The sequence below is a fragment of the Streptomyces sp. SAS_270 genome (assembly GCF_052543295.1).
In genome coordinates this window covers 1-12,979 of the sequence record NZ_JBMNDS010000045.1, presented here as the reverse complement: position 1 = coordinate 12,979, position 12,979 = coordinate 1, and the positions used below count along the sequence as shown (strand labels likewise).

At 70.6% G+C, this 12,979-nt stretch carries 11 protein-coding genes; 4 read left to right on the top strand and 7 right to left on the bottom strand.

The genetic code is table 11. The features are described 5' to 3' along the window. The first annotated feature begins 122 nt into the window (after positions 1-122). Together ACN6LB_RS26770 and ACN6LB_RS26765 are read left to right on the top strand one after the other, a co-directional pair. On the top strand, positions 123-2,306 hold the full coding sequence (locus ACN6LB_RS26770) for a RecQ family ATP-dependent DNA helicase (RefSeq protein ID WP_445028141.1): 2,184 nt from the start codon (positions 123-125) through the stop codon (positions 2,304-2,306). A gap of 224 nt (positions 2,307-2,530) precedes the next feature. After that, a complete protein-coding gene (locus ACN6LB_RS26765) occupies positions 2,531-3,157 on the top strand; it encodes a hypothetical protein (protein ID WP_356136052.1) in 627 nt (208 codons plus the stop codon). Between the two features lie 597 nt (positions 3,158-3,754). Here ACN6LB_RS26765 and ACN6LB_RS26760 read toward each other — a convergent pair. From ACN6LB_RS26760 to ACN6LB_RS26750, 3 genes are all read right to left on the bottom strand, one after another. After that, complete coding sequence (locus ACN6LB_RS26760; RefSeq protein WP_445028140.1) at positions 3,755-4,381, bottom strand: hypothetical protein; 627 nt, start codon at positions 4,379-4,381, stop codon at positions 3,755-3,757. Between the two features lie 68 nt (positions 4,382-4,449). After that, positions 4,450-5,151: a ribonuclease HII gene (locus tag ACN6LB_RS26755; protein WP_356136056.1), complete on the bottom strand. Its 702-nt coding sequence runs from the start codon at positions 5,149-5,151 to the stop codon at positions 4,450-4,452. Positions 5,152-5,312: 161 nt separating this feature from the next. Continuing rightward, a complete protein-coding gene (locus ACN6LB_RS26750; RefSeq protein ID WP_356136058.1) occupies positions 5,313-5,936 on the bottom strand; it encodes a TetR/AcrR family transcriptional regulator in 624 nt (207 codons plus the stop codon). Between the two features lie 203 nt (positions 5,937-6,139). Between ACN6LB_RS26750 and ACN6LB_RS26745 the strand changes: the two genes are divergently transcribed. Continuing rightward, positions 6,140-7,690 carry an MFS transporter gene (locus ACN6LB_RS26745; protein ID WP_356136060.1) on the top strand — a complete coding sequence of 517 codons (1,551 nt, stop codon included), beginning with the start codon at positions 6,140-6,142 and terminating at the stop codon, positions 7,688-7,690. 179 nt (positions 7,691-7,869) lie between these two features. On the opposite strand, the gene ACN6LB_RS26740 is transcribed toward ACN6LB_RS26745, so the two are convergent. The 4 genes from ACN6LB_RS26740 to ACN6LB_RS26725 form a co-directional block, all read right to left on the bottom strand. Further along, positions 7,870-9,387: a DUF4153 domain-containing protein gene (locus tag ACN6LB_RS26740; protein ID WP_445028169.1), complete on the bottom strand. Its 1,518-nt coding sequence runs from the start codon at positions 9,385-9,387 to the stop codon at positions 7,870-7,872. Between the two features lie 474 nt (positions 9,388-9,861). After that, positions 9,862-10,767: an ADP-ribosylglycohydrolase family protein gene (locus ACN6LB_RS26735; RefSeq protein WP_445028139.1), complete on the bottom strand. Its 906-nt coding sequence runs from the start codon at positions 10,765-10,767 to the stop codon at positions 9,862-9,864. Between the two features lie 78 nt (positions 10,768-10,845). After that, on the bottom strand, positions 10,846-11,505 hold the full coding sequence (locus ACN6LB_RS26730; RefSeq protein WP_356136064.1) for a histidine phosphatase family protein: 660 nt from the start codon (positions 11,503-11,505) through the stop codon (positions 10,846-10,848). A gap of 106 nt (positions 11,506-11,611) precedes the next feature. Then, positions 11,612-12,217 carry a YdbC family protein gene (locus ACN6LB_RS26725; protein WP_356136066.1) on the bottom strand — a complete coding sequence of 202 codons (606 nt, stop codon included), beginning with the start codon at positions 12,215-12,217 and terminating at the stop codon, positions 11,612-11,614. Positions 12,218-12,372: 155 nt separating this feature from the next. Here ACN6LB_RS26725 and ACN6LB_RS26720 point away from each other — a divergent pair, with 155 nt between their 5' ends. Then, positions 12,373-12,906 carry a TerD family protein gene (locus ACN6LB_RS26720; RefSeq protein WP_445028138.1) on the top strand — a complete coding sequence of 178 codons (534 nt, stop codon included), beginning with the start codon at positions 12,373-12,375 and terminating at the stop codon, positions 12,904-12,906. The last annotated feature ends 73 nt before the right edge of the window (positions 12,907-12,979 follow it).

Genomic DNA, 12,979 nt, shown 5'->3' with positions numbered 1-12,979 from the left:
CCCGCGGATCTTCAAATTCCGCTTCGGCCTGTGGATAACCCCAATCAGGGACACGTCAGACATTGTCCACAGCATCACGCGCTCGTTCGCGCGATGTCCGACCCATCGGGTTGCATGGGGCCATGAGCAACGAAGAACCAGGACCCACCACAGCCCCGGAAGACCTGCGCGCCGCGGCCGACGGCGTCCTCGCCCGCCTGGTCGGCGCCCCTGCGGGCGAGGCCCGCCTGCGCGAGGACCAGTGGCGTGCCATCAAGGCCCTGGTGGCCGACAAGCGCAGAGCGCTCGTCGTGCAGCGCACCGGCTGGGGCAAGTCCGCGGTCTACTTCGTCGCCACCGCGCTGCTGCGCGAGCGGGGCGCCGGGCCCACGGTCATCGTCTCCCCTCTCCTCGCGCTCATGCGCAACCAGGTGGAGGCGGCAGCGCGAGCCGGGATCCGGGCCAGGACCATCAACTCCTCCAACACGGAGGAATGGGAGACGATCCAGGCCGAGGTGGCCGCGAGCGAAGTCGACGTCCTCCTGGTGAGTCCGGAACGGCTCAACAACCCGGACTTCCGCGATCAGGTGCTGCCCAGACTGGCCGCGGCCACCGGCCTGCTCGTGGTCGACGAGGCGCACTGCATCTCCGACTGGGGCCATGACTTCCGGCCGGACTACCGCAGGCTGCGCACGATGCTCGCCGATCTCCCGTCCGGCGTCCCCGTCCTGGCCACCACCGCGACCGCCAACGCGCGCGTAACGGCCGATGTCGCCGAGCAACTGGGCACCGGCGGCACCACGGACGCTCTGGTCCTGCGCGGCCCGCTGGACCGGGAGAGCCTGAGCCTCGGTGTGCTGCGGCTGCCGGACGCCGCCAACCGGATGGCCTGGCTCGCCGAGCACATGAACGAGCTGCCGGGCTCCGGGATCATCTACACCCTCACGGTGGCAGCCGCCGAGGAGGTCACCGCGTTCCTGCGCCAGTGCGGGCACACGGTGTCGTCGTACACGGGAAAGACGGAGAACGCGGAGCGCCAGCAGGCCGAGGAGGACCTGCTCGCCAACCGCGTCAAGGCGCTGGTCGCCACCTCCGCGCTGGGCATGGGCTTCGACAAGCCCGACCTCGGATTCGTCGTGCACCTGGGCTCCCCCTCCTCCCCCATCGCCTACTACCAGCAGGTCGGCCGCGCGGGCCGCGGTGTGCAGCATGCCGAGGTGCTGCTGCTGCCGGGCAAGGAGGACCAGGCGATCTGGGAGTACTTCGCGTCGCTCGCCTTCCCCCCGGAGGAGCAGGTGCGCCGCACCCTGGACATCCTGTCCCGGTCCGACCGACCGCTCTCCCTGCCCGCCCTCGAGCCTCTGGTGGAGCTGCGCCGGTCCCGCCTGGAGACGATGCTCAAGGTGCTCGACGTGGACGGTGCCGTGCGCCGCGTGCAGGGCGGCTGGATCTCCACGGGCAACGCGTGGATGTACGACACCGAGCGGTACGCCTGGGTCGCCAAGCAGCGGGCGGCCGAGCAGCAGGCCATGCGTGACTACGTCACAACGACCGAGTGTCGGATGGAGTTCCTGCGGCGCCAGTTGGACGACGAGGGAGCGGCGCCGTGCGGACGCTGCGACAACTGTGCGGGAGCACGCTTCGAGACGACCGTGTCCCCGGCGGCGCTGGACGCGGCAAACGGCGAACTCGGTCGAGCGGGCGTGGAGGTCGAACCCCGGAAGATGTGGCCGACAGGTCTGCCGGCCGTCGGCGTGGACCTGAAGGGGCGCATCCCCGCCGGTGAACAGGCCACTCCGGGGCGGGCCTTGGGGCGGCTCTCGGACATCGGCTGGGGCAACCGGCTGCGACCGATGCTCGCACCGCAGGCCCCGGACGGGCCCGTCCCGGACGACGTCGCGAAGGCCGTGGTCGGCGTGCTGGCCGACTGGGCGAAGGGCCCCGGCGGCTGGGCTTCCGGACACCCTGACGCGCAACCGCGCCCGGTCGGGGTCGTCACCCTGGCCTCACGCACGCGTCCACAGTTGATCCAGTCACTGGGAGCACGGATCGCGGAGGTCGGCCGACTGCCCCTGCTCGGTTCCGTGGAGTACGTCGGCGAGGCACCGCAGATCTCCCGGAGCAACAGCGCACAGCGACTCAAGGCGCTCGACGGTGCACTGGCGGTGCCACCCGCGCTGGCCGCGGCTCTCAAGGAAGTGGGCGGTCCCGTCCTGCTCGTGGACGACGCGACGGAGACCGGGTGGACGCTCGCGGTGGCCACCCGGATGCTGCGTCGGGCCGGTGCGCAGGGGGTGTTGCCGCTGGTCCTCGCCGTACAGGCGTGACTCACGCATCTCCGACGGCATCAATGGGCAGGGATATACACGGCACTCTGCCAGAAAACGGTCTGTGGCCCCAATTGCTCGTTGCCGCAACCAAGTTCGACAGGAAGAATTGAGGTCCGCTCCCCGCACGGCTGGCCCGTGGTCCGGTAGGGCTCTGCTGCGGCGTGCGCTCCCCCAAGTCCGACCCCCGCCCGCAGTGTGGGCGCGTAGCCGAAGGGAGGACCGTGACCTTCGGATTCGCTCCGTCCTCGGCGGCATCGATGTCGACGTCTGCCGACCTGTCCGCCAACCCACTGGCCCGGATGCTCGAACCCGCCGAATGGGCCGCCGCCGGGATTCCGCTGCTGCGCGATCCCCGGGAGGTCGTCAGTGGGCTGCACGCCCGGCACCGGCCCAGCCCCTCGACCGCGATCGTGGCCGTCCTCGATCCGGACGAACGGCTACGGGCCAGCGCCTCGTTCACCCGGCGTCCCGCACCGGCCGACGGCTGGATGTTCCGCAACGCACTGCTCTCGCAGCTGCGCCGGGTCATCCCGCACGACCTGCGGCGCCGCACTCCGGTGCGTACGGCCGTGCTGCTCTACTGCCGTGACGGCGACGCGCGTTGGACGGAGGAGGACGGGGCGTGGATGTGGGGTCTGCGGGACGCCTGCACGCTCCATGGGCTGCGCTGCGGGTCCTACATCACGTTGACGCGTGACGGCTGGCAGGTCCTCGGCGAGGGCCGCGGCGGACGCCGTCCCCACGCGGACTCCCCGCCGGAGTCCTTCGCCCTGGCCGAGGCGCCACCGCCGTTGCCGCGCACCGGCGGCGCGGCGTCGGAGGTACTGCGTCGGGCAGCAGCCCGCTGAGGTCAGGGCGCCCACCAAAGGCGGTACCCAGCCATCGAGACGCGTCAGGTCCGCCTCCGAGGCCGTACGGCCAACAGGTGCGGACCGCCCTTGCGAGGCTCACGCGACAACGGCGCCATGGATCCGTCAGGCGGCAAGGGACGGCCATGCGACCAGTCACGCACGGCACGCGAACAGCCTGGCGGCGCACGACATGCGCAGGGTCACCCTGACGCGCCTGAAGCCAACACGCAGCAGCGCCGCACCCGCCGACACCGAACAACTCGGCTCGGCCGGGCGCGGCGCAGCACACACTCACGCACTCGCTCAGCAGGGACACATGCCACCCCCGGGAGCCTGAACGGCGCATCGGCACGTCCCCCGTGCCAATGCCCAGCCCTCGGCGCACGCCGAAAGACCCACCGCACAGATTCCGCAGCAGCGCTACGCACGCCACCCCGCGCACGCGCACGGGAAGCAGGCCTCCGCACTCCGTACTCCGGAAGCAGCGCTCCGCACGCACCGAAAGGCGTCAGAGCACCATCCGAACGCCCTGATCGCGCCACGGGCAAGCCGCGGACGCGCCTCGGACATGCTTCCGGCAGGTTCCGGAACCGCTCAGACCCCGGCGCCCAGTACCGCGTTGATCTGCTGCGGGTCGCCGCAGACGATCATCAGGGCACCGGCCCGGCCGAGGGCCAGCGGGAGGGCGGAGGCGGCAGCGGTGTCGGAGCCGCCGTTGACGGCGACCACGACGACGGGGCGGGACGCGGCCCGCTCCACGACGGAGGCGTCGGCGTAGAAGACGTCGTCACCCGCATCGTGCTGCGCCCAGTAGGCGGCCTCACCGAAGGACAGTTCGTGCGCGGCCCACGGGTGGGGGTCGCCGGTGGTGATCACCAGCACCTCACCAGGGACGCGACCGGAGTCCAGCAGCAGGTCGACGGCTTCTTCGGCGGCGTCCAGCGCGCCCTCGGCCGAGGCCGGGATCAGCTGGATCTGCGGGGTCGCCGCAGCGACCGCGGTGGCCGGGGCGGACGGCCCCGGCACGGCCGCGGCAGGTTCGCGCGGCGTGCGTTGGGCCGGCATCGGCCGGACAGGACCCGGACGGCCCGGACGTGGCGGAGCCACGGGACGGGGGCCGGGTACGGGACGGGGGGTCGGCGCGGTACGGCCGGCGGCCGAAGTGGCGCGGGGACCCTGGGCACTCTCGTGAATCTGAGGCTCCTCGGGAATGAGAGGCATGAACTGATTTTTATCAAACGCCGGTGCGACACGCTCCGGCGGGTGGCACATGAGTGCGAGCGGAATCGTCAGAAATCGAAGCCGAGCTGGCCCTCGATTTCCGGAACGCTTCCGTCCGCCCAGCTGCGGACCTTCTTGAGGTGCCGCCACTGGGGCAGCGCATCAAGATACGCCCACGACAGCCGGTGGTACGGGGTGGGGCCCCGCTCCTCCAGCGCGGCTTTGTGAACCGGCGACGGATACCCGGCGTTGGCCGCAAAACCGAAGTCTGCATGGTCGATGCCCAGTTCGGCCATCATTTTGTCGCGCCGGACCTTGGCGATCACCGAGGCCGCCGCGACGGCGACGCAGGACTGGTCGCCCTTGATCACCGTTCGGACCTGCCAGGGATGACCGAGATAGTCGTGTTTCCCGTCGAGGATGATCGCGTCGGGGAGGACCGGCAGCGACTCCAGGGCGCGCACCGCCGCGAGCCTCAGGGCGGCCGTCATCCCCAGGGCGTCGATCTCCTCGGGCGAGGCATGCCCCAGGGCGTACGACGTCACCCACTTCTCCAGTTCCACGGCGAGCGTCGTACGCCGCTTGACGGTGAGGAGCTTGGAGTCGGTGAGTCCCTCGGGCGGACGGCGCAGTCCCGTGACCGCGGCGCAGACGGTGACCGGGCCGGCCCAAGCGCCACGCCCCACCTCGTCGACACCGGCAATGATCTTCGCTCCGGTCGTGGCGCGGAGGGAGCGCTCAACGGTGTGGGTGGGTGGTTCGTACGGCATGGCAGCCTTAGCCTACGCCGCTGCGAACCCCACCCGACACCGCGGTTCCCGAAGCGGCCCGGAAGCACCCACGGACGCGAAGCCCGAGGCGTTCCACCACCGGCGGACGCGGGCACGACGAAGCCGTCCAAAACCGGCCACACCCCGCCCGATCAGCGTGATCACGCGCCGTTCGGCCGAAGCAGCGGCACCATCAGCTGGTCGATCATCTCCTCCAGATCCCGCTTGCCCCATTCGCTGGCGCACACCTTGGAGCGGTACATCATCATGGCCGGGATGGCGTCGAAGACGTAGGGGTTCGCCGCGTCGGAGCGGACCTCCCCCCGCTCGATTCCGCGCCGGATGACCTCTCGAAGCAGGGCAAGGGTCGGTTCGATGACCCCGCCGAGAATCACCCCGTGGAAGCGTTCGGCCTGCGCGGCATCGCATTCGTGAAGCACCGAGCGGAGGGCGAACCCGGGGCGCGAGAACATCGCCTCGCGCACCTGCAGACACAGCGCCAGCAGATCCTCCCGGACGCTGCCGAGGTCCGGTGCCTGCTCGATCCGGGGCAGGGCGGCCTCCAGGGCGTCCGCGACGAGGTCCTCCTTGGACGGCCAGCGCCGGTAGACCGCGGCCTTGCCCGTCTGCGCTCCGGCGGCGACGCCTTCCATCGTGAGGGCGTTCCAGCCGACCGTGCTGAGCTGCTCCAGCGCGGCATCGAGGATGGCGCGCTCCAGTACGGCACCGCGCCGGCGCGGGGAAGCCGGCTGAGCGGGGGTGGCCGTCCAGTGCGAAGTAACCATCTGAGTGTCTCCGTTGAGCTTGAGCTTGAGCTTGACCGTGAGGAAGCGGGGAGGTGGAGGGAGCGGATCGGTGGCGCCATGCGGCACCGGGACGCGATACGGCACTGACTTCAGTGAACGCTTGCGTTCACTGAGGGGGACTCACTACCGTTGACGCGGCAGTGAACGCGAGCGTTCACTAAGGCACTTGTGGGGGACCCATAGTGACAACCTCTCAGTTGATAAAGGATCAGAAGCCAGGAGCGGCCCGTCGGGAGGGGCATCCCGGCGTAGCGCTCGCCGTCATCGCGGCCTGCCAACTCATGGTGGTACTCGACGCGACGATTGTGAACATCGCACTCCCGCACATTCAAGACGCGCTCAAATTCAGCACGACCGACCTGACGTGGGTGGTCAGCGCCTACACCCTCACCTTCGGCGGACTGCTGCTCCTCGGCGGCCGCGCGGGAGACATCCTCGGGCGGCGCCGGGTCTTCATGACCGGGATCCTGCTGTTCACGCTCGCCTCGCTGCTGGGCGGCCTGGCTCAGGAGCCCTGGCAGCTGCTGCTCGCGCGCGCCCTCCAGGGCGTGGGTGGTGCGATCGCCTCGCCCACCTCGCTCGCCCTGATCACCACCACCTTCCCCGAGGGCCCGGAACGGAACCGGGCCTTCGCTGTCTTCGCCGCCGTCTCGGCGGGCGGTGGCGCCATCGGCCTCCTCGCGGGCGGCATGCTCACCGAGTGGCTCGACTGGCGCTGGGTGCTCTTCGTCAACGTACCCATCGGTGTCCTGATCGCAGCGCTCGCGCCGGTGTACATCAACGAGTCCGAGCGTCATCCGGGCCGCTTCGACATCGCGGGCGCGCTCACCTCGACGGCCGGAATGGCGTCCCTGGTGTACGGGTTCATCCGCGCCTCGGAAGAGGGCTGGCGGGACAGCCTCACCATCGGGTCCTTCGGAGCGGCCGTCGTGCTGCTGGTGGCCTTCGTCCTCATCGAACTGCGAGCCAAGGAGCCGATCACCCCGCTGAAGATGTTCGCCGACCGCAACCGCTCGGGCACGTACGTGATCATGCTCAGCCTGGCTGCCGCGATGTTCGGCATGTTCTTCTTCATCGTGCTGTTCGTCCAGAACGTGCTGGGCTACACGCCGATCGAAGCCGGCCTGGCCTTCCTCCCGGTGACGGTCGCGATCGCCATGGGCGCCGGCCTGTCGCAGCGCTTCCTGCCCGTCCTCGGCCCCAAGCCGTTCATGGTCACCGGTTCGACGCTGGTCGTGCTCGGCCTCGGCTGGCAGACCTTCATCAGCCCCGACAGTTCGTACGCCGGCGGGGTGCTCGGGCCGATGCTGCTGTTCGGCTTCGGCATGGGGCTGAACTTCGTGACGCTGACGCTCACCGCGGTCTCCGGTGTCCCCGTGCACGAGGCGGGCGCGGCCTCGGGCCTGCTCAACGCCACGCAGCAGGTGGGCGGTTCGCTCGGCCTGTCCATCCTGACCACGGTCTTCGGAACGGCCAGCCGCGACGAGGCGGAGAAGCAGGTACCGAACTTCCTGGCCAACGGCTCGGCGGAGCAGAAGGCGGAGTTCGCCAAGACGCATCAGCTGCCCGCGCCCTGGGGCCACGACGTGCTCGCCGAAGGCATCTCGACCGCCTTCGTCCCGGCCGCCGCGATGGCCGTACTGGCCCTCGTCACCGCCACTGTGGTGATCCGCGTCCGCAAGAGCGACCTGGACGCGCTCGCCGGCACGGCGGGACCCGCCTCGGGAGGCTGACGCCACCAGAGGCTGATCGACCCATCAGGCCCCGACGGGGCCGCGGAGGCCGGGCCGGGTCCGGGGACCGACGGCGAGGACGACGGTCCGGCCCTCCGCGGGCCGCAGACAAGAACGAGGGCGACACCGAGGCCCGGAGCCGAAAGCCGTGGCAGCTCGCGACGGGACGCGGGGGACGCTCATCGATAGGAGACGTCGTCCCCCACGTTGTGGCACGTCTCCCAGTTCGCATCCTTCGACACCGGCCGCTCACGAAGGATGTCCCGGGCGCGGGCCTCGCCCCAGCTGGTGGCATACCAGGGCTTCTGGTCGTCGGCCAGGTCGTTCGCGATCAACCTCAGTGCGCAGGAACGCGCCGGTTCCTTCAGCTTGTCGAGGGCCGGTACGGCGTCGGCGCTCAGGTTGCGCGCATACTCGAGGTCGAACTTGCCCGTGTCCTCGTAGCGCTGGACGTTGCTCCCGGCGATCAAACCGTCGGGCGACAGCAGTCCGAAGGCGAGCACGCCCGCCGCGGCACTGGCCGCGACGGCCCGTGGCAGCCAGCGGGCACCCCACACCCCGGCAGCCATGATGAGCACGATGACCAGGCCGAGCCAGAGCTCCATGGCCACCACCGAGACCCTCAGCCGCGTCAGTCCATAAGCCTCCACGTACATGTCCATGCGTCGCACCGCCGATGCCACGACAACGAGCGCCAGCGCGCACAGAGTTCCCAGCACACCGCGCACCAGCGTCCGGTCGCGCGCTCCCCCGCGCGGGGCCCAGCGCAGTGCGAAGAAGATGACGAGCAGGGTCAGCAGGGTGACCAGGAGCAGCTGCCAGAAGCCCTGCCGCGCGTACTCCGCGTATGTCTGGCCGGTCTTGTCCAGTACAGCGTCGTAGCCGCCGAAGAGCACGGCGAGTTGGACTGCGTTGAAGGCCGCGAAGAGCACGGTGAGCACGATCAGCGGCAGTGCCCACTCGACCCGCCCCCGAGCGCGCCCCTCGGGCACCTCGACGCGGTCCCACTGAACGGGCGCGGCGGCCGTGTGCGCTGCCGCCAGCGCGCCGACCACGCCCAGCGCGAGGAGCAGGACACGCCAGGGACCACCGGAGACGGAGGCGTCCGGCATGAGATCGCCGAGGAGATCGGCGAAGGCGGCGTCGGCCTCCGCGAACAGCACCCCGAAGACCACGAGCAGGACCGCGGTCACGACGAGGGCACGCAGCAGAGGACCGATTCGCCCGCGGGCGCCGCCGGACCGCTCGCGCAGCCCCTGCCAGCCCCATACGGGACCGGTGACCAGCGCGTTGAACAGCCCGATCGGACCGAGCAGGACGGCGGGCCAGCGGCGGCCGCCGTGCAGTGCGAGCGAGCCCAGCGCGAGCGCCGTGACCACGGCCAGGAAGGACGGCCAGTCCGCGTCCCGCAGAGCGGGCACGGCCAGCAGGGCCAGCCCGCCGATGCCCCAGACAAGCGTCCACGCGCGCGGGAGCCTGCCCGCGTCCTGCGCGGCGAAATACGCGGCCAGCGCGGCCGGGATCGCCACCAGCAGGAGATTGATCGCGAGCCCGTCCCCCAGGAGCAGCATGCTCAGCACTCCGGTGGCGAGCGCGGCCCACAGAGTGGCCGTGCGCACCGGGGCCGGTTGCCCGAACCGGAGATCGGCCAGCCAGAAAGTGGGGGCAGGAGACGGGCGGTCCCAGTCGTTGCCCACGCCCACCGAGGTCGCCACCCCTGACGTACCGGACCTCGTGGACACGGCAGTAGCAGCCGAACGGCGCCCCGGCACCGCGTCCTGCGGCTCGCCCTTCCTCGTGGTGCCGTCCCCCGAGGCCTGCGCTTTCGGTCCGGCGCGCTCGGAATCCTTCGGCTCGGGCGTGGACGGTGTGTCGGACACGGGACCCCCTCCCAGCCGGCCGCCACGCGCAGACAGCTCACGACACGCCGCGGCGGCGGAGGGCTGGTGCTGGCGACCGGTATCTCGTTCGGCACGCGCCCGGCATGATCAACAGGCGGCGTGGCGGAAAGGGTATCCACGTGCAGGCCATGCGGGTCTGTCGCGGGGACGCTGTAGCAGGCCTGTGACAGAGGGAGGGGTTTCGACGACCGAGGCGAAGCCCCACGGGCCGCTACGCCCTCCCGACCCACGGTCCAGGCTGTATGGACCCGTGCGTACAAGCCCTACGGCCTACACAGGCGCAGGTGCCCAGCCCGGCAGTTCCTCCGTCTGCTCCACCCACACGCTCGGCGGCGCCCCCGCCTTTCCGGCGGCAACCACACCACCCACGATGGCGCACGTCGTGTCCATGTCGCCGCCGACCTGGGCGGTCGCCCAGAATGCCTCTTCGTAGTCACCCAGGACCCGGGCTGCCGACCAGAGCGCGAACGGCACCGTGTCGTGCGCCGTCGTACGCCGTCCGCAGCCCAGCACCGCGGCGACCGTTCCGGCGTCCGCGTAGTCGAGCATGTCGCGGGCGCGCCGCAGTCCCGCGCCCACGGCGCTGCGCGGGACGAGCGCGATGACGCCGTCGAGCAGCGCCTCCGCACTGGGCGGACCCTCCGGGGCGGCGGCCAGGGAGGCCGCGGCGGCGACCGCCATCGCGCCGACCACGGCCTCGCGGTGCTGATGGGTGGGGTACGCCGAGATCTCGGCCTGGTGCGTCGCCTGCTCGGGGTCGTCGGCGTACCAGGCGCCCAGGGGGGCGATCCGCATCGCTGCGCCGTTGCCCCACGATCCCTGTCCGTTGAAGAGCTGCGAGGCCAGCTCACGCCAGTCGCCGCCCTCGCGGACCAGCCGCAGCAGCCGGTTGACGGCGGGGCCGTAGCCGCGGTCGAAGTCATGGTGCTCGGCGAAGGAGCGGGCCAGTTCGTCCTGGTCGATGCGGTGGCGGGCGGCCAGAACGGCCACTACGGAGCAGGCCATTTCCGTGTCGTCCGTCCACTGCCAGGGGCCGGGCGGCAGCTCGCGGCGCTTGAGCAGCGGATAGTTCGCAGGCACGAAGAACTGTGAGCCGAGCGCGTCCCCCACCGCGAGTCCGCGCAGGCTGGCGACGGCGCGCCCCAGGCGCCCGTCGGGAGAGGAGTCAGCGGTCATCGCCCTGCCACTCTAATTCGTTGTCGGCACATCCGGCACAGCCCGCTGCGCCCGGACCTGATCTTCAAAGCGTGAGGCCTACCCCGTGACGCCGTACGGCTCGGGATCACGCCAGCGTTCGAATGGACGGTCCAGGGTGTACCGGCCGTCGTCACCGAGAACGAGCATCCGCGTCTCGCCGTTCCCGGGATTCGACAGCGACTCGAAGTCCGCGACCGACCAGTGGAACCAGCGCATGCAGAACAGTCGCATGGCGAGCCCGTGCGTCACCAGGAGGACGTTCGGCGGGTGGTCGGGCGCTTCGAAGCTCCGGTAGAGGCTCTCCAGGAAGCCACCGACACGGTCGTACACGTCGGCGCCGGACTCCCCCTGGGCGAAGCGGTAGAAGAAGTGCCCGTACGCGTCCCTGTACGCCTTCTGCAGGCGTACGTCGTCGCGGTCCTGCCAGTTGCCCCAGTCCTGCTCGCGCAGTCGCGGCTCCTCGCGGACGCGCACGAGTCCGGGGTCGAGATGGAAGGCCCGGAAGGTCTCGTGGGTGCGGCGGTACGGGGAGACGTAAACGCTTACGCGCTCCCTGCCGAACAACTCCCGCAACTGCTTGCCCGTGTCCTCCGCCTGCTGGCACCCCTTCTCGGTGAGTGCCAGTGCGTGGTCGGGCTCGCGTTCGTAAACGGAGTCATCGGCATTGCCCACCGACTCGCCGTGCCGGACAAGAACGATGCGCCGTGGTCGTGCCATGCCAAAACCCTAGATCGGTTGCGGGCCGATCGAGCACTCGTACGGGCTCCATACGGCGTAGGTCACACAGCTCCTGCACACTCCGGGCCCACCACAGGCGACCGCGTCAGACGGTCCAGGAAGGCTCCAGCTGCACGATGTCCCCCGCCAGAGCCGCGACGTCCGCCTCCGTCTGGGCCCGCAGCGCGAGTCGTTCCACACGCTCGACGCGGTACTTGCCGTGCTCCGCGGCAGACCGCCACATGGACAGCACCAGGAACTCATGGCCGGGCGCCTCGCCGAACAGACCGCGCACCATGCCGGGCGAACCCGCCATCGCCGGGTTCCAGACCTTCTCCTGCATCAGGGCGAAGTGCTCGGCCCGCTCCTCGTGGACACGGCAGTGGGCCACCCGTACCAGGTCGGCATCTGTGAAGCGCGGCTCGAAACCGGTCTTCACGTCGAAGCGGTAGTCGAACAGCTTGACCTGCGAGTCCTTGAACGTGCCCGACTGCGACGCGGCGAGCCGGTCGTGGGAGCGGGCCATGAAGGAGTCGTAGAAGGCGCGGCTCTCCCAGAAGGCGAAGACGTGCGCCACCCCGGGCCGCCCCCGGCTCCAGCCTCCGCCCTGTCCCCGGAATCCCGGCTCACCCAGCAACCCCGCCCACTTTCGCTGCCCCCGCTCAAAACCGCGGCGGTCCACCACGGTGCAGCGAATCCACTTGACCAGCACCGCGCCATCGTAAGGCCAGGGAACGTGGCGTCGGTCACGCTCCGGCTCAGTGCACCCGCGCGAGCGCCCCGGCGCGCGTGGCACGATGGACAATCGGCCTTGATTGCACAGCAGTTGAGGTGGGAAGTGCATCGGCAACGGGGAGGGAAGATCTGGTGAACGGCCTCAACAAGGGCATCCGCAGGGTCGAGGTCGCGGCGAAGTGGGACCCCAGTCCCCCCGGCCAGGCGGCCACGGATCTCGACATCATCGCCGCGACCTACGTCGCCGACGCGCCGTACGGAGCCCCCGCCTACGTAGTGCACTTCGACAGCCGCTCCCCGGACGGCACCATCTACCTCAACCGGGACAGCAAGGACGGCAAGGGCTTCGGCTGGGACGAGGTCATGACCCTGGAGCTCGACCGGCTCGACAGCCGCTACGCGCGCGTGGTGGTCGGCGTCCTCATACAGCAGCGTGCCGGACGCCGGACGTTCGTCGGTGTGCTCAACCCCGGCGTGCGCCTGCGCGAGGGCTACACCGTCCTGGCGGAGGACGACTTCGGCAGCGTGCTGGGGTCGACGGCGGCCACGGTCGGGGAGTTCCGGCGCGACGCCTCCGGGGAGTGGTCCTTCTACCCGGGAATCCACGGCCACGACACGGAGCCGGCGTCCTTCGCCGCGGTCATGGGCAGCGCTCCCGACGCCTGATCGCCCCCTGTAGAGGTCCGAATTCGGTGAAACGCGAAGGGCGGTGGGGGTCATGCACGAGCCCCCCCGCCCC

What these genes read in the sequence shown, in the direction of transcription:
- ACN6LB_RS26770 (WP_445028141.1), top strand. Translation starts at nt 123, where the DNA reads ATGAGCAACGAAGAACCAGGACCCACCACAGCCCCGGAAGACCTGCGC.
- ACN6LB_RS26760 (WP_445028140.1), bottom strand. Translation starts at nt 4,381, where the DNA reads ATGCCTCTCATTCCCGAGGAGCCTCAGATTCACGAGAGTGCCCAGGGT.
- ACN6LB_RS26755 (WP_356136056.1), bottom strand. Translation starts at nt 5,151, where the DNA reads ATGCCGTACGAACCACCCACCCACACCGTTGAGCGCTCCCTCCGCGCC.
- ACN6LB_RS26750 (WP_356136058.1), bottom strand. Translation starts at nt 5,936, where the DNA reads ATGGTTACTTCGCACTGGACGGCCACCCCCGCTCAGCCGGCTTCCCCG.
- ACN6LB_RS26735 (WP_445028139.1), bottom strand. Translation starts at nt 10,767, where the DNA reads ATGACCGCTGACTCCTCTCCCGACGGGCGCCTGGGGCGCGCCGTCGCC.
- ACN6LB_RS26730 (WP_356136064.1), bottom strand. Translation starts at nt 11,505, where the DNA reads ATGGCACGACCACGGCGCATCGTTCTTGTCCGGCACGGCGAGTCGGTG.